Source organism: Capsulimonas sp., assembly GCF_039929585.1.
Taxonomy (GTDB): Bacteria; Armatimonadota; Armatimonadia; order Armatimonadales; family Capsulimonadaceae; genus Capsulimonas.
In genome coordinates this window covers 1-15,158 of the sequence record NZ_JBDSQY010000088.1, presented here as the reverse complement: position 1 = coordinate 15,158, position 15,158 = coordinate 1, and the positions used below count along the sequence as shown (strand labels likewise).

Sequence of the window (15,158 nt, the reverse complement as noted above, 5' to 3'; positions counted from 1 at the left end):
ACACCATCAAGAAACTGGCCCGCCTCTACATGCAGCACCAGTTCCTTCCCGACGTCGTGTTCCTGGCGACCCCCGACACCCCCGCCCGCATGCTCACAGTGGTCGAGGAGATGGTCGAAGTCCTCGCCAAAGCCATGCCCAAAAACGGCGAACCCGGCACAGTCGATTCTCCCAAACAGCCCCCGCGCCCGGTGGGCCGGACGGGCGTGCGGAGCGCGTCGGCGTAACCTCCAATCTCCCTCTCATCAATTTCAATGAGAGGGAGATTAATTAATATTTTTCTTGTTTTAATTAAAATAATGGTAAAATAGTTATGGAGGGACACTCTTATGACTATCGTCGTCAATTCCACGGACGCCAAGCGTAATTTAGGCGGTCTTATTGATTCTGCTCGAACGGATACAGTTGTCATTGAGCGCTTTGGTCGTCCAGTTGTTGTTCTCGTGGATTATGATCGCTTCCAGTCCTTGGAAAAGCAAGCCACTCCTCCCAAACGTCAGCTTGGCGCCTTCAAGCATATTCCTCTCAATATTGAGGAGTTCATGGCGACTCCCGTTCCCGGAATGGAAGAATATGAGTAGAACGGTCTTTCTTGCAGATACTCATGTTCTTCTTTGGGCGCTTTGGGATTCTCCAGAACTCTCCCCAGTAGCTCGCGAACTTTTAGAAGCGTCCGAAAGCGATGTGCGTGTCTCAGTCGCGAGTATTTGGGAGATCGGAATTAAACTCAGCTACGGGAAATTCGCCGAGAAATTTACTGTAGATGGACTTTTTGAGTTTTGCGACAGTCAGCGAATTATAATAGAGCCGATTCCTCGTGAAGCACTGATCGGTATTTCAAAGCTGCCGTATCCACTTGCTCATAAAGATCCCTTTGACAGAATTATTGCTTGTACTTGCCTGGCCAATGGCTTCACTTTGATCGGCGCCGATACAGCATTCGATCATTATGGTGTTCCCCGTATTTGGTAATCTTCTGAATGCTTGAAGATTTTCGGAACTTGGACTCTTCGCCGTCATACGACAAGAGACTAATTCTGTTGATAACCTCACAATATCCCATGAAAGATACATCAATCGACAAATATGTCCTGAAATTCACGATCCGTGACGCTTACTATCCGGAAGCTCAAATGAGTTGGCAGTTTCCCGTCTCGCTCCTATATACGGAGCTATTCAGCGAGTGTCCCAAGGTCCGATCCAAACCTGGCGTGAGTATCGATGCCGACAATATTGATCAACTCTGTTTCGATCTTTCCGAGGAATATGAGATCAAATACATTGAATACATTGGCTTCCGCTTCCAATTCGATGACCGACTGACCGCTCCTTCGCCAACCCGGCGGGGAAACCTCATTCTAGCCAATCCCCTGACCCAGCTGGAGGCGGAACAAACGTTGCGCTTGTATTCTCTTGACCATCCCATGGATCTGATCTGTACGTCAGACCGCACACTCGCACGGATCGGCATCGATACACTTCCGATTACCGATGTGGTCGCCGCCAGCTCCCATGTTCGTTACACACTCTCCGGCGACGCTCTGCAAGAAATCTGGCTTGTGAGCCCATCTGTTTACTATCAGTAAAACCCTCTTTACCAACGCGCTCGCCTCGTCCGATATGGATTGCGTCATCGAAGGCAATTTGTGGGAGGGGGCCATGCAGCGCGGGAATCGCAAATCGACGCCAAAAGTCACAAACGGCGCTGTTCGGAAGAAGAACCAGTGGACGCAGAGCCCGGATTACTTTTGGGCGCCGACGCCGCGTATGGTGCAGATCGACCGTCGACGCGCAGGCAAGGGGTACAAGCATGTCGTCAGTACGAGCGATGTTTATCGCTTTCTGGAATTGCTGCCGGATTGGGATCGTATCGCCGTCGGTCTGAACGCAATTGTGTTATCCGAGGGGGTGGATGATCTGGACGGCCGCTACTATAGCGCAGGCGTAATTTATCTGAGTGCTTGGGATGCCCACCAGTGGATAGAATATTCTGCCGAGCACTACAAGAGCCATTGCGAAATCTTCGAGCGCCTTGTCGTGCCATGCGAAGCGACGGATGACGGTTACTATTTGTGCAAGTTCGATGAGGCGTCGATCCGCGCCTATCAGCTCCTGCACATCTTGCTGCATGAACTTGGACACCATCATGACCGAATGAGCACCCAGCGCCAGAAGCACAGCGGACGCGGGGAGCCTTACGCCGAGAACTATGCGTTGCGCTATGAGGCGCATATTTGGAACGCTTACCATCACGAGTTTCGGGGGTAGGCGTTTTTTACCGTTTCGATCAGGCGGCGCGGCGATGGTCGGTTCCGTCCTCTTCGCTTTGCGCGGTGAGGGATTGGCTGGTGAGCAGCGCGGTCAGCGCGAGGCTGGTGATGGGACGGGAGAAGAGGTAGCCCTGGCCGTGGTCGCAGCCCATGGCGCGCAGGAGGGCGTGCTGTTCGTCGGTCTCAATGCCCTCGCTGGTGACGCGCAGGTTCAGCGCCTTGGCGAGCGTCATGATCGCCTGGACGATTGCATCGGACTCGCTGCTGCTTCCCAGACGCTGCACGAACGATTGGTCGATCTTGAGCGTGTCCACGGGGAAGTTCGCCAGATATGACATGGACGAGTAGCCGGTGCCGAAATCGTCCACGGCGAGATGCACGCCGAGCGCCTTGATCTGCTCCAGCTTGGCGATCGTGTCTTCCGGGTGTGACGACATCAGGCTTTCCGTAATTTCCAGCTTGAGGCTGGAGGGCGGCAGACCCGAACGGTCCAAAATCTCCGCAATCTCTTCGATCAAGCCTTCCTGCTGAAATTGTCGTGTCGAAAGGTTGACGCCGATTAGAAGTGAGAGGTTCTCCGGGTCGCTTTCGCGCCACTCCTGGCCCTGACGACACGCTTCCTCCAGAACCCACTTACCGAGCGGAACAATCAAGCCTGTCTCCTCGGCAATCGGGATAAACTTGCCCGGCGGGATCAAGCCGCGTGTCGGGTGCTCCCAGCGAACCAGAGCTTCCACTTCGCTGATCTGCTGGGTACTCAGCGCGATGATCGGCTGATAGTGCAGCCGCAGCTGTCCCTGCTCGATCGCGCGGCGCAGCTCGCTTTCCAGCTCCATCCGCTCGGCGGCGCGGGCGGTCATACTGCGGTCGAACGTCACGGTGGCCGCTTTGCCGTCCGCTTTCGCCTGATACATCGCGATATCGGCGTCCCGCAGCAGGCCGTTGGCGTCTCCGCTGCTGTCCAGGCTGAGCGCCACGCCGATGCTTGCGGTCACAAACATGTCCCGCCCCTGGATGCAAAGAGGCTTGCGCATTTCTTCGGCCACCCGCGCCGCGATCTCCACCGCTTCGCCGGGGGCGGCGTCTTCCAGAAGAATCGCGAACTCGTCACCGCCAAAACGCGCCACCGTATCCTGCTGACGGACTTTGGAGCTCAGGCGCTCGGCGACGATGGTGAGAAGGTCATCGCCGGCTTCGTGCCCCAGGCTATCGTTGACGATTTTGAAATTGTCGAGATCGATAAAGAGTACGGCGACGTCCTGCCCATGACGGTGCGAGCGCGCCAGCGCCCGGTCCAAACGGTCGAGAAGCAGCGCGCGGTTGGGGAGCCCCGTCAGCACGTCGTGAAAGGCCTGATGCTTGAGCTGCTCTTCAAAGGCGTCCCGCTCCATAATGTCCCGAAACGTTAGCGTGAAGCCGGCGACAGCAGAGTCAGCCATCTGATTGTTGATGATCACCTCGGAGTTGCGCCACGAGCCATCATTGTGGCGCAGGCGCAGCTGCGTCGAGACATTGCGCCCCGGAAGCTCCAGCGCCTGCGCCAGCAGGGCTTCGGAGCGCGCCTGATCGTCCGGATGAACCCAGTCGCGCCCTTGTGTTCCGATCGTGTTTTCTACGGAAAAACCCCAAATCGAGGTGATCGCCGAACTGATGTAACTGACTTTGCCGTCCTGGTTCAGAATGGCGAAAACATCTTGTGAGTTGGTGATGATGGCGCGGAAGCGCTGTTCACGCTCCTGCAGCGCCGCCTGCGCCAGACAGCGTTCGGCGACTTCGCCTTCCAAATTGCGCAGGACCCGGGTGAGATAGCGTGTGATGAAAAGGCCGATCGCGGCGCCGGCCGCGAGAGCGGCGATCAAGAGCCCGATCACCCAGGCCTTGCTCTGCACATAATGCTGTCGCATACGATGGCCGTACCAGACGCCGTGGCGGTAGTTCCATTCGGCCATCTGTTCCGTGACGCTGCGCATGTGCAGAAAACGCGTCCGCATCGGCCCGCTCAGCTCCGCATAGGACCGGTCCTTATTCCCCAGCCTGCTGATCGGAACCACCGTCTTGTGCATCGCCAGATAGCTGCTCCAGTCGTTTTGCAGGATCTGGAAGTTATCTCGGTCGACAGGATCGAGCACAGTGCGGCCGTACTCCTGAAGCCCTTCTGCTGTGCTTGCCTCGGCGACGAGCATATCACGCTCCAGCGCCGGCTGATCGGCGGCGGGGGCCAAAGCATGCTCCATCTCCAGCGTGCGCAGCCGCCGCGCATTGACATGGAATTCGCCCAGCCACTTTTCCCCGGTCACCACTTCGTTCAGCATCGCCTCAGACGTTTGCGTCATGATCGACATCTGCGCAAGCGCCATCGCGCCGACGAGTGACGCCAAAAGAAGACAAAGCCCAAAGCCGCCAATCAGCTTCGACCCGGTTGTAAATTTCCGAAAGCAGTTCATGAAAACATATCCTAGCGCACCCGTCGTCGTAATCTAGCCAATTCCACGGAAGAGCCGTTGCATGGACCGAAAACGAATTCCCTCGATACAAAACGGTTAGCCGCTATTTTATATCGGAGTTTCCATCTTTCTTCTCTAGATGGAGACGTGAGGTGATCATGAATTCTTATCGGATAATATGAAATTATTGAGCGAGTTATGTCCCAGCCTCCCGGTTCAGCAGGGCGCGTTTGCGTTCAACGCCCCAGCGGTATCCGGACAGGGCGCCGTCAGTGCGGACAACGCGGTGGCAGGGGATCGCGACGGCGAGGGCGTTTGCGGCGCAGGCCTGGGCGACGGCGCGGACGGCTTTGGGGCGGCCGATGCGGGCGGCGATGTCGGCGTAGCTGGCGGTTGAGCCGGGGGTGATCTCGCGGAGGGCCTGCCAGACTTGCTGCTGGAAGGCCGTTCCCCGAATGTCGAGCGGGAGGTCAAGGCCGCGCGTGGGGGATTCGATGAGGCCGATGACCTGGGCGATGGTCGTTTCGAACTCTTGGTCGCCGCCGGTGATCTGTGCTTTCGGAAATCGGTCCTGCAAGTCTTGGACCAGGGTGTTGGGGTCGTCGCCAAGTAAGATGGCGCAGACGCCTTTCTCGGTCGCCGCGACGAGGATCGCGCCTAGGGAGCTTTCGCCGACGGCGAAACGGATCGCGGCCCCGGCGCCGCCGCTGCGGAAGGCGGTGGGCGTCATGCCGAGCCGGTCGTTGGAAGTTTCATAAAACCGGCTGCTGGATTGATAGCCGGCTTCGTAAATCGCTTCGGAGATATTGGTCCCCTGAGCGATCTGGTCGCGGACACGCCGGGCGCGGTGGGCGTCGGTGTAGGCTTTCGGGGTGACGCCGGTGACCGATTTGAACAGCCGGTGGAAATGGAAGCGGCTGACGCCGGCGGCTTCGGCGAGTGCGTCGAGGCTAGGCGCTTCGTCGGACGCTTCGATGATTCGGCATGCTTCGGCAACGGCGGCGGCGTGGCGCTGGGCCAGCGCCGCTTCGTTTGGGCGGCATCGTTTGCAGGGGCGGAAGCCGGATTGTTCCGCTTCGGCGCCGCTGGTGTGGAACCGGACGTTCTCGCGGTTCGCCAGCCGCGAGGCGCAGGAGGGGCGGCAGTAAACGCCCGTGCTCTTGACCGAGTAAAAGAATGCGCCGTCGGCGTCGTGGTCGCGCCGCGTGACCGCCTCCCATTTTTCCTCATCGCCGGTGTACGGCTGTGTCCCTGCTTCGCGCTGCTCCATGATAGACGCCATTGGATCGCTCCTCTCGCTTGCCACGGACGCTTCTCGATCCGTTCTTGTTCACAGTATAGCGTAACGAGGATCCGCAGCACACTCCGGTCCTTGCTTTCCAATTCGTCACTGACGTTGACAATCGAGGACGCCGCCAGCTAAGAAGCTCCTAAGCTTCCCAGAAGGGAATCGACTTCCCGGATCTGCCGGTTCCAGAGTTGGGTCTCGAACCAGAGGCGCACGCCGATGCTCCCGGCGACGATCAATCCCGTTTCCAGGATCTTCAGTGACGTGAACTGGACGTGCGCCAGCAGAACGAAGAAGAGTGTGGCGAAGTAGAGCACCGTGAATAATGCGCCGACCCATTTTTGCGTTCGGAAACTGGCCGCCGCCTGTGTCAATGCGTCACGAATACTTCGCTCCGGAGGAGCGGGGCGGGCGACGCGCAGCAGGACAAGGTTATTGACGATCCCGAACGTCACGACGGCGATCAGCAGCCCGGTTGCTTCGCTTTGGCTCAGCGGTGAGGCCAGTCCCGTCAGACAGGCGAACAGCACCACTCCGAAGGCGAGCGATTCGATGATGAGTTTTCGGCTTGTGCGCAGGAATGTTGCGCGCGATTTCATGCGGACCATCGCTTCCAGCTCCGAGGGGGTCTTTGCAGGGCCGCTGGCGTCGCCCTGACGCCACAGCGCTTTGATGTCATCCATTGTCGTCTCCTTCTTGAGCGGCGCGCTCTTTCAACTTGTCTTTGATTCGGCTGATCTTCACGCCGACATGGTTGTCCGTGATCCCAACGATCTCCGCGATCTCTTTGTAGCTATACTCCTCTAAATACAAGGTGACGATCGCCTTCTCCACCGGGTCGAATGTCGCGATGACTTCATAAAGCCACGTCGTGCGCTCGTTTGCGGCCGAGGTGGGGGATGGGGCGGATCGGTCGATTGTTTCCCAGGGCAGTTGACGCCGCCGAAACTGTTCTTTGGGGGACCGGAACGCCATCACGGCGGTGCTCAGCGCGACCTTGTAGATCCAGGTGGACGGTTTCGACTCTCCTTTGAACGCCGGGTAGGATCGCCAGAGCTGGTAGACGATATCCTGGAACAGATCCTCGCGGTCTTCTTGGGAATCCCGATAGATGCGCGAAATCTTATAAATGACGCCTTGGTTCTGCGAGATCAGCGTTAAAAAATCAGGCTTCATTGCGCCTCCTTTCCCGATGAGTTGCCGGAAGGGCGCGAAATCTTACACGACTTACCGAAACTCTTTCGGCGGTTTCCCCGTTGTCCACACATGAACTTCTTTGGGAGACACACAATGGTTATCCGTGGCGCCTTTCTCTTCTTACTCGCTGTGCTGCTGTATTCCCTGCCTGTCGCCCTCCGCGCCGACGCTCTCAACGCTTCAGGCGCGAGACATGGGATTTATCTCGGCGAAGGGAAGATGCTGGACGTGGAATCTACAAGGCAACTGACGCTGCGCGAGGATGTGCGAGAGTATCAGTTTAGCCCCTCGGGCGAGAAGATCGCCTATGTGAGCTATGTGGAGGATCATGGCGAGCGTTATTTCGCCCTTAAACTGGTCGACACCTGGCGCCGCGATCCCGAGGTGATGACTTTGGTGAAACAGCTGGTGGGGAAGGATGAGCAGAATCCGCGCGAGTTGCCGCGTTTGAGCATCGTGGGCTGGGCGGGCGACGATCGATATCTTTTGTTCCAGCGAATGGAGCTAGTCTTGGGGAAGGAAACTGCTCTGTTTTCGCGTCATTTAGAATCGCTCGATCTCACCGCCGCCTCGATCGATGCAAAGACGATCCCCGTCAACGCGACAGATACGCAGGAGAACCCGGCGACCCTGGAGTACGCCTGGTCTCCCGCGCACGACCGTCTGCTGCTGTTAAAAAAAGTGATCTTCTGGGAGCGCCCGATCCGTTACGAACGAAGTTGTTTTCTCTACGATCCCTTGACGGAGAAGCTGCAGACAGTCACTGTCGATCCTCTCGACGCCGTGCTGGGCTGGATCGACGATACGCATCTTCTGTCGTTGCGTAAGATCAAAGGAAAGCCCGTCGTTTACCATTCGCACGATCTGGAAAGCGGAACGGTGGCGGACGGCGCGCTGCCGGAGGGGTGGGGGAATGTTCCGGCGCTGGCGCTGGCGGAGACGCATTCCTTGGGCGGAACCATCGATCCCAAGGACGCTTCCCTGGTGCTCAGCGTCGCGTCTCATTCTCTGCCGGCGCCGCGTGCGAACGACCCCGCGCGTGTCGCGAGCATTTGGCTTCAGCGCGATCCCGGCGCACCCAAGCTCAGCGCGCTGCTCGTGGGCGTCGTTCCCAGCAGCGACGAGCCGCAAATACAGTGGGCTCCAACCGGCAAGGCCGTAGCGTTCATCGCTCACGGCGACGTGTTTTTGACGAGTTTGGGAAAGCGCAATGCGGACACGCGGGAGAAACTAACGGCGGGAGAGCCGCTGACCTGTGAGGAAGAACGAGAAATCGCGACATCCAATCTCAAGCAGATTGGTCTGGGGATCATCATGTACGTGCAGGACAACGACGAGAAATATCCCGCCGCGGCTGGTTATCACGACGCGATTTATCCCTATCTCAAAGACGAGAGTCTCTTCTCCATGGGAAAGGGGAAATTTGTATATCACGCGCCGGTAAATCTATCGCTGGCCAGCTTGGAGAGTCCGGCGACACTGATGATCGGCGAAATGCTGCTGCCCTGCGCGCGAATCGTGCTCTACGCCGATGGCCATGTAAAGAGCATGGGACCGACGGTCAAGCCTTGAAAGGCTAGATCGTCGTTTTCCTGAGTGATGGGAACCGCGCTCTTGCTACCCGAGCGCCTTAGGGAACCGGTCTGTGGTTTGGATCACGAACTCGCCGAAGAGGGAGTTGGCCCAGGCGAACCAGGGGCGCGAGAAGCGGCTGGCGTCATTTTTATTAAACGATTCGTGCATGAAGCCCGTGCCGGCGTGAGTCGCTTTGAGAGTTTGGAGACACGCCGTGACTTCCGCTTCCGAGGTGCTGGTGAGGCCGTACATCATGGTGGCGATGGGCCAGATCTGGTTGCGGCCGGTGTGCGGGCCACCGACGCCCGTATACTTTCCTTCGAAGAACCAGGGGTTGTCCCGGCTCCAGACGAGGCGGCGCGTGCCCTGATAGATTGGATCGGAAACGGGTGTTGCGCCCAGATACGGGAGCGAGAGCAGGCTGGGGGTGTTGGTCGCCTCATCCGTCAGGCTTACATTGCCGAGGCCGTCAAGTTCGTAGGCGTAGACGGCGCCCTGCGTGGGATAAGTTTGCTTGGCGTATTTTTGCAGGGCCTTTTCGACCTCGCGCCCAAGAGCCGACGCCTGCGACGCCAGCTTATGATTGCCTCGGATCTGATCGAGCATCTCCGCCATTTGATGAAGAGACACGGCGGCGAAGAAGTTGGAGGGGATCAGGAACTGGTATGTCGTCTCATCGTCCGAAGGCCGGAAGCGCGAACAGATCAGGCCGTTGGGTTTGACCGCCGGGCCGTAGGCCGGATCCGGGATCGGCGCGTTTGGTTCGGGCTTGACGCCTTCACGCAGGAAGTAATACGGGCCTTTGCCATCCTTGCGCTGCTGTTCCCGGAAGGTGCGCAGCACCGTCTCCATGGCGCTCTCCCACTGCGCGTCGAACGGCGCGGCGTCGCCTGTCTCTTTCCAGTAGCCGTGCGCAAGACGAATGGGGTAGCAGAGCGAATCGATCTCCCACTTGCGCTCGTGGATGCCCGGCTTCAGCACGGTATAATCGCCCGACCATTCGCTTTTGCCGTTAGGATCGGCCAAAAACGCATTCGCGTACGGGTCGAGCAGAATGCATTGCGATTGCCGCCGGATCACGCCTTGCAGAAGACGGTTCAGCTTGGGATCGCTCTTAGCGAGCGGCAGGTATTGCCAGACTTCCGCCGATGAATCCCGAAGCCACATCGCATCAATGTCTCCCGTGATCACAAACGTATCGGGCTTGCCGTCGATCTCCTTGAAGTCCACGGCGGTATCGAGCGTGTTGGGGTAGCAGTTCTCGAACATCCAGGCGAGTTCTGGATCCCCGATCCGCCCCCGCATCTCCACAATCTTAGCTTCGACTGCGTCCGATTGGAACCGGCGCTCGCCAATCGGGGGCCGTTTGGAAGTGAAGCTCGAAGCGGGCGTGGCGTCCGCTGTGGTGTCGGCGGCCAGCAGCGGCAGTTCGCGGCCTGCCGCAAGGAGCGCCGCCGCGCCGAAGCCGGCCCTCAGAAAGTGTCGTCGTGTCTGCAATATGGTCGCTCCGTGCTTTGATTTCGAGATGATTATGGCGACGCTGAGACCGGACCGTCCGAGGGAGGCGCGGCGTCCGGCGACGCGCCCCAACTTTTGTTGGGACGGTTTCCCATCACCAGCTCCAGTTTACCTCCGTTTGCGATATCGCTGTGGCGGAACCAGGGCTTGCTCCAATCGGCGCCGTTCAGCTTCGCCGATTGAATATACTTGTTATCGCGGGAACAATGTTTCGCTTCGACGACGAATGTTTTGCCGTTTCCCAGGTTCAAAACGCTGCGCGTGAAGATTGGGCTGCCAATATTGTAAATCGGCAGGCCTGCCGTCACGGGGTAGAAGCCCATCGATGAGAAAACGGCGAAGGCGGAGAGGCCGCCACCGTCTTCGTCGCCGGGGATGCCCATCAGATCGTTCCGGAACCACATCTCCATCAGCGAACGCATGCGTTTCTGGGTCTTCCAGGGCGCGCCGGCGTAGTTATAGAGATAGGGGATGGGCATGCTCGGTTCGTTCCCCATGGAGAACTGTCCGACGTTGCCCGTGGAATCCGGGAATGCGGCGTAGAAGTCGCTTCGGCCTCTGCCGAGGTCCTCGACAAAGAGCTGATCCAGGTTCTCCACGAACTTCGCGCGCCCGCCCATCAAATCCACCACGTCGGCGATGTGGTGCGTGACGCCCCAGCGATAGGTCCATCCGTTGTTTTCGTCGTAGTAATCGCGTCCGCCCGCTCCGCCAGAGTACTTATAGTCGAACGGTTCGATGAACGCGCCCGACTCGTCCTTGGGATGAAAGAAGCCGGTCGCGGGATTGAACAGATTTCGGTAGTTGTACGAGCGCTTCTGGAAGAATTCGTAATCGTCCGTTTTGCCCAGCTCCCTCGCCATCTGCGCCAGGCACCAGTCGGTATAGCTGGCCGCCAGGGTGATCGCGACGGATTGTCGCCGCTCGCCTCTGCTGACTTGATCGACCGTTTCCGGCTCGCCGGGTTTCAGACCCGGGTAGTAGCCGTGAGCGCTGTAAAACTCGTCGAGCCGGTTGACAGGACCACGCGCCCAGGGAAGCGCCGTCGACTCCATCACTGTCTTTTTAACGTGCGCGTAGGCCGAAGCCAGGTCAAATCCACGGATGCCCTTGCTGTAGGCGTCCCAGATGATCGCGGCGCTGTACAGTCCGTTCATACAGTGTCCGTCTCCGCCTAGCGCGGGAAACGTGGGAAGCCAGCCTTCGGGCGACTGCTCCGCCATGCGGAGATAGGAGGCGACTTTCTGCGACTCCTGCCCGGGATTGATCAGGATGCCGAGCGGATGATCCGCGCGGTGCGTATCCCAGCTCCAGTCGTCGTTGTAGAAATCCACGCCGTTGTCGTCATGAACTTTGCCGTCGAACCCGCTGTAGTACTGGCCGTCCTCGGAGATGTCCACCATGCGTTCGTAAGTCCGATACATCGCCGTGTAAAAGACCGTCTTGTCGTTGTCCGAACCGCCCTGGACTTTGATCTTGCCCAGCGCATCGTTCCAGGCTTTGCGCCCGCTCGCGGCGACCTTATCCAGATCGAAATCCGGGATCTCGCTCTCCAGATTCTTTTTCGCCTGATCGAGACTGACATACGAGACGCCGTACCGAACGGCGGCGTGGTCGCCGGCGAACGACAGCGCCAGGGCGGCGTCGCGCCCCGACGCTGTCGCCGTTCCAAACTGCGCAACGCCATTGTCCAGCACGCCTGCCTTCTCCGGCGCGGCGCTCGTCACGAGATACAGATAGACTTTCGTACCGGAATATCTCTGGAAGCCGGTTACGACCGTCCCATCCGCCTTCAATTCCCCATCTCCAGTACTAAGAACCAGGGTGCGCGCGCCCGGTTTTGTAAACGTGAACGTGTAAATGGCGGACCGGCGCGCCGGCGCGAACGCGACATCGATCGCATCATCAAGCGTCACGGAATACCGATACGGCTCGGTCTTTTCCAGGTCGTAAGAGTACTGCATCACCGGCGATAGGCGCGCATTCGCGTCCGAAACAGGACTGAGATGAAACAGCAGATCACCGCGATGCGTGGGCTGCGTGAGCGGCAAGCCATTGAGGCGAGGATCCGTGAAGCTCGGGCGATCCGGACGAATACGCAGCATTCCATTCGGAAGCGAGATGGTTGGGTACGTCGGCATCAGCATATGGCTGATGTTTCCGATGTAGGGATTCACGTACGAAACCGGGTCGCCATGTTTGTTCAGATCGGCCGCGTGCAGATACCCGGCTGGAAGCATCAGGCCTATCGTCAAGGCGTGGCGTAGAGCCGGGTGTTGGAATGGAGTTGATTTTTTCATCGTTGGGTGTTCCAATTATGGACTGTGAAATTAAGGCTGTGGGGATGCATCAAACAGCTCATTCGAGACATAAACTTCGTCATCTTGCGGATCATACACGACAAGGTTATGCTTTAAAGCGATCTCGAAGATGATCGGAACAGCCGCATCCACTGCGGACCATCGTATGCAGAGGAACGTGTGACCGCCCGATCGATCAGGGCTGAAGCTCCACGGCGAATCCTCTAATTTATCTTCCGGGATCGCCTCTAAATCGGGATAGACAATTGCTAAATCTTTCTGAAAAGCAATCATGGGAGCGCCCTCCTCGACTTCCGATGAGTCCAGGCAACGCCTCTTAGCCTCTTCTTTGGAGAGCGCTCGGGAGCTGTAAAAGACGGCAAGATCGAAACTCATGATTTCCTTTAACTTTCTTCCGTCCGTCTTTTGTAAACGATGCTCTCGTTATTGCCACTCGCCCGGCTGGAGCGTGACGATCTCGCCAGAACGATCGGCGGGTGATTTCTTCTTCGATGGCTTATGTCCCGTGTGCGCCACGATAAAATCCACGGCGGGGGCGGGGCTGGAGAGGCCGTGGGGGTGGTGGGCGCAGCCGTGCTTGACGATGGTGAAGAACGTTCCGCCGAGTTTGAGATAGCGCTCGCGGGCGATCACGGAGTTCTCGTCCGGCGGCAGGTCCGTGTCGGCGTCGCCGTACACATGGATGATCGGGATATGAGCTTTCGCCAGCGGCTCCATAATGTCCAAGGGGTTGCCCTGAAAAGCAAGCGCGTCGGCTTCCGAGCTAAAGTGATAGTCCTTGATCAGCTCGGCCCAATCGCCGGGACTGCCCGGGCCTTTGCCCTTGCCGCCGGGCCAGCTTTTGAAGTCGCACACAGCGGCGTCGCCGTAGATGCAGCCGACCTTGTCCGTATTGACGGCGGCCCATCGGTAAATATACAGGCCGCCCCGGCTTAATCCTTCCAGAGCGGGATACTTGGAGAGACCGTAAGTCTCGGTGAGCGTCTTGTAAAACGGGTCCCAATGCGCCATCGCGTCCGGACAGCCAAACGTATTGCCGACTTCAATATAAGCGAGATAAAAGCCTTTGTCAAGCAGCGCCAGATCGACATTGGGGAAGGCGTCCCAAAACATCGCGCGCCAGATCCAAGGCTTGCCGGGCGCCGCCTGCTTCGGCTCGACTACCATGGCGTCGCATCCATCTATCTTGAGATGATAGCATTGAAACCCATGATAATCCGTCGCCTCGCCCGGCCAAGCCGCTGTCGCCTGCGCCGCAGGCGCGGCTTTGACGGATGTTGCAAATGTCATTGAAAGCGCGAGCGCTGCGCCGACGAGAATAAGAAGCTGTGATTTGTACATTGAGACCTTCCTTGCGACATGCGAGTTTATGAAACCGGTTGCACCTGAAAAACAACTCACGATCGTCTCTGAAATTTAGAGGCTAATACAAGGTGAAATGTTTCAATGATTATAGCGCTTGTTTTGGGCCATTTGCAATACTAAGGCGATTGAGAATGTTAAGATTGCGGCCTTGTCGCTTTAGAAGCCGCTTGTGGGAAATCTCCTATTAAATGCTCTCATCATCCATGACTGCGCCACTACCAGCAAGATCGCGAAAGCGAGAGTGAGACAAATATGCTTTGCGAGCCAGGAGGGAAACAACAGCACACATAGCAATGCGCATATTCCCGGGCCGAGAATAACCGCCAGACCAAGGGCTGTTCTTTTAACAGGCATTGATTTTACCAATGAGTGGTTATTTACTTCAGCGGCGCGACGCGGCCTTCGATGGCGATGGTGAGGACTTTGTGGCCGGCGAGGTATGTAGCCAGGGCTTTGGTGACGGAGATGTTGGTGTCGTCGGCAATGTCGGCTTTCTTCCAGACTTTGAAGTAGCCGAGGCCGCCGCCGGCGAGGGTGCGGGTGGTGGCGACACGGTATGTTTTGGTCGAGGAAATCTCGGAGCTGTCGGCGCCGGCAAGTTTGACGCGTTTGCCGACGGGCTGGGTGGGATCGTAGCGCACTTGCAGACCGCTGACCTGGAGGAAGCCGGGGAAGGGCTGGGGGAGATGCGAGACCGACCGCTCGGCTGCTTGAAGGATCTGGCTGCCCGTGAGGTTCAGAACGACGATTGTGTCGCTTGGGTCATTGGCGTAGCGCAGGGCTTTGGCGAGGTCGCCGGGCTTGATGTCGCTTGCGGGAATCGTCGTTTCAGAGATCTCGTCGGCGGGAAGAATGGCGACCTCCGCGTTGCTCGCCGCGCGAATCGAGTCGGCAATCAAGTTGCCCAGGTTCGTCTCATGTTCGGATGAGCCCTCGCCCACAAGAGGCTGGGCGATATGGATGGTGTCTTTGGAGGCCGCGAGATTGGATTCTCCGGAAGCGCCTTGCTGCGCGGCGTCGCCGCGAGCTTCGTTCCGCGCGTACGCCGACCGGGCGGCGGCGGCGAACGCCGCCGTCAGTCCGAGACCGACCAGGGACAGGATCACCGTCTTCCGAAATGGGTTGTTCTTCACGGTCTCTCCATGGCTTGCGTTCGGCCCTCATCCCCCGGCCCCTTCTC

Annotated in this window: 15 protein-coding genes; 6 read left to right on the top strand and 9 right to left on the bottom strand. The window is 58.2% G+C overall.

Annotated features, from left to right (window positions below; translation table 11 throughout):
* From ABIZ35_RS06235 to ABIZ35_RS06215, 5 genes are all read left to right on the top strand, one after another.
* Positions 1-227: hypothetical protein (locus ABIZ35_RS06235; protein WP_348219015.1), on the top strand; the 227-nt coding region annotated here is incomplete at its 5' end.
* 102 nt (positions 228-329) lie between these two features.
* Complete coding sequence (locus tag ABIZ35_RS06230; RefSeq protein ID WP_348219014.1) at positions 330-581, top strand: type II toxin-antitoxin system prevent-host-death family antitoxin; 252 nt, start codon at positions 330-332, stop codon at positions 579-581.
* Positions 574-972, top strand: coding sequence for a type II toxin-antitoxin system VapC family toxin (locus ABIZ35_RS06225; protein ID WP_348219013.1), 399 nt, complete (start codon positions 574-576; stop codon positions 970-972). Before ABIZ35_RS06230 ends, ABIZ35_RS06225 begins: the two co-directional genes overlap by 8 nt.
* A gap of 89 nt (positions 973-1,061) precedes the next feature.
* A complete protein-coding gene (locus tag ABIZ35_RS06220) occupies positions 1,062-1,586 on the top strand; it encodes a hypothetical protein (RefSeq protein WP_348219012.1) in 525 nt (174 codons plus the stop codon).
* 73 nt (positions 1,587-1,659) lie between these two features.
* Positions 1,660-2,268 carry a hypothetical protein gene (locus ABIZ35_RS06215; RefSeq protein WP_348219011.1) on the top strand — a complete coding sequence of 203 codons (609 nt, stop codon included), beginning with the start codon at positions 1,660-1,662 and terminating at the stop codon, positions 2,266-2,268.
* A 19-nt stretch (positions 2,269-2,287) separates the two neighbouring features.
* Here the strand turns inward: ABIZ35_RS06215 and ABIZ35_RS06210 are convergent, their stop codons facing one another.
* The 4 genes from ABIZ35_RS06210 to ABIZ35_RS06195 all read right to left on the bottom strand — a co-directional run bounded on the left by ABIZ35_RS06210 (position 2,288) and on the right by ABIZ35_RS06195 (position 7,178).
* Positions 2,288-4,714 (bottom strand): EAL domain-containing protein, encoded by a 2,427-nt coding sequence (locus ABIZ35_RS06210; protein ID WP_348219010.1) that lies wholly within the window; start codon positions 4,712-4,714, stop codon positions 2,288-2,290.
* Positions 4,715-4,910: 196 nt separating this feature from the next.
* Positions 4,911-5,996: a bifunctional DNA-binding transcriptional regulator/O6-methylguanine-DNA methyltransferase Ada gene (gene ada / locus ABIZ35_RS06205; protein ID WP_348219009.1), complete on the bottom strand. Its 1,086-nt coding sequence runs from the start codon at positions 5,994-5,996 to the stop codon at positions 4,911-4,913.
* A gap of 137 nt (positions 5,997-6,133) precedes the next feature.
* Positions 6,134-6,685 carry a hypothetical protein gene (locus ABIZ35_RS06200; RefSeq protein ID WP_348219008.1) on the bottom strand — a complete coding sequence of 184 codons (552 nt, stop codon included), beginning with the start codon at positions 6,683-6,685 and terminating at the stop codon, positions 6,134-6,136.
* Positions 6,678-7,178 carry a sigma-70 family RNA polymerase sigma factor gene (locus tag ABIZ35_RS06195; RefSeq protein WP_348219007.1) on the bottom strand — a complete coding sequence of 167 codons (501 nt, stop codon included), beginning with the start codon at positions 7,176-7,178 and terminating at the stop codon, positions 6,678-6,680. The genes ABIZ35_RS06200 and ABIZ35_RS06195 overlap by 8 nt, the downstream gene beginning before the upstream one ends.
* Before the next feature lie 114 nt (positions 7,179-7,292).
* Between ABIZ35_RS06195 and ABIZ35_RS06190 the strand changes: the two genes are divergently transcribed.
* A complete protein-coding gene (locus tag ABIZ35_RS06190) occupies positions 7,293-8,771 on the top strand; it encodes a hypothetical protein (protein ID WP_348219006.1) in 1,479 nt (492 codons plus the stop codon).
* 45 nt (positions 8,772-8,816) lie between these two features.
* On the opposite strand, the gene ABIZ35_RS06185 is transcribed toward ABIZ35_RS06190, so the two are convergent.
* The 5 genes from ABIZ35_RS06185 to ABIZ35_RS06165 form a co-directional block, all read right to left on the bottom strand.
* Positions 8,817-10,271, bottom strand: a complete 1,455-nt coding sequence (locus ABIZ35_RS06185) for a glycoside hydrolase family 125 protein (RefSeq protein WP_348219005.1) — start codon at positions 10,269-10,271, stop codon at positions 8,817-8,819.
* 32 nt (positions 10,272-10,303) lie between these two features.
* A complete protein-coding gene (locus ABIZ35_RS06180) occupies positions 10,304-12,592 on the bottom strand; it encodes a GH92 family glycosyl hydrolase (RefSeq protein ID WP_348219004.1) in 2,289 nt (762 codons plus the stop codon).
* A 30-nt stretch (positions 12,593-12,622) separates the two neighbouring features.
* The gene (locus ABIZ35_RS06175) at positions 12,623-12,886 is read right to left on the bottom strand and encodes a hypothetical protein (RefSeq protein ID WP_348219003.1); all 264 of its coding nucleotides are present in this window, start codon (positions 12,884-12,886) and stop codon (positions 12,623-12,625) included.
* A 150-nt stretch (positions 12,887-13,036) separates the two neighbouring features.
* Positions 13,037-13,954 (bottom strand): alpha/beta hydrolase, encoded by a 918-nt coding sequence (locus ABIZ35_RS06170; protein ID WP_348219002.1) that lies wholly within the window; start codon positions 13,952-13,954, stop codon positions 13,037-13,039.
* A 401-nt stretch (positions 13,955-14,355) separates the two neighbouring features.
* Positions 14,356-15,111: a 5'-nucleotidase gene (locus ABIZ35_RS06165; protein ID WP_348219001.1), complete on the bottom strand. Its 756-nt coding sequence runs from the start codon at positions 15,109-15,111 to the stop codon at positions 14,356-14,358.
* Positions 15,112-15,158: the final 47 nt, after the last annotated feature.

Bases quoted from the DNA above. Each gene is read 5' to 3' on its own strand.
- ABIZ35_RS06230 (WP_348219014.1), top strand. From the start codon at position 330: ATGACTATCGTCGTCAATTCCACGGACGCCAAGCGTAATTTAGGCGGT.
- ABIZ35_RS06225 (WP_348219013.1), top strand. From the start codon at position 574: ATGAGTAGAACGGTCTTTCTTGCAGATACTCATGTTCTTCTTTGGGCG.
- ABIZ35_RS06220 (WP_348219012.1), top strand. From the start codon at position 1,062: ATGAAAGATACATCAATCGACAAATATGTCCTGAAATTCACGATCCGT.
- ABIZ35_RS06215 (WP_348219011.1), top strand. From the start codon at position 1,660: ATGCAGCGCGGGAATCGCAAATCGACGCCAAAAGTCACAAACGGCGCT.
- ABIZ35_RS06210 (WP_348219010.1), bottom strand. From the start codon at position 4,714: ATGAACTGCTTTCGGAAATTTACAACCGGGTCGAAGCTGATTGGCGGC.
- ada (WP_348219009.1), bottom strand. From the start codon at position 5,996: ATGGCGTCTATCATGGAGCAGCGCGAAGCAGGGACACAGCCGTACACC.
- ABIZ35_RS06200 (WP_348219008.1), bottom strand. From the start codon at position 6,685: ATGGATGACATCAAAGCGCTGTGGCGTCAGGGCGACGCCAGCGGCCCT.
- ABIZ35_RS06195 (WP_348219007.1), bottom strand. From the start codon at position 7,178: ATGAAGCCTGATTTTTTAACGCTGATCTCGCAGAACCAAGGCGTCATT.
- ABIZ35_RS06190 (WP_348219006.1), top strand. From the start codon at position 7,293: ATGGTTATCCGTGGCGCCTTTCTCTTCTTACTCGCTGTGCTGCTGTAT.
- ABIZ35_RS06180 (WP_348219004.1), bottom strand. From the start codon at position 12,592: ATGAAAAAATCAACTCCATTCCAACACCCGGCTCTACGCCACGCCTTG.
- ABIZ35_RS06175 (WP_348219003.1), bottom strand. From the start codon at position 12,886: ATGATTGCTTTTCAGAAAGATTTAGCAATTGTCTATCCCGATTTAGAG.
- ABIZ35_RS06170 (WP_348219002.1), bottom strand. From the start codon at position 13,954: ATGTACAAATCACAGCTTCTTATTCTCGTCGGCGCAGCGCTCGCGCTT.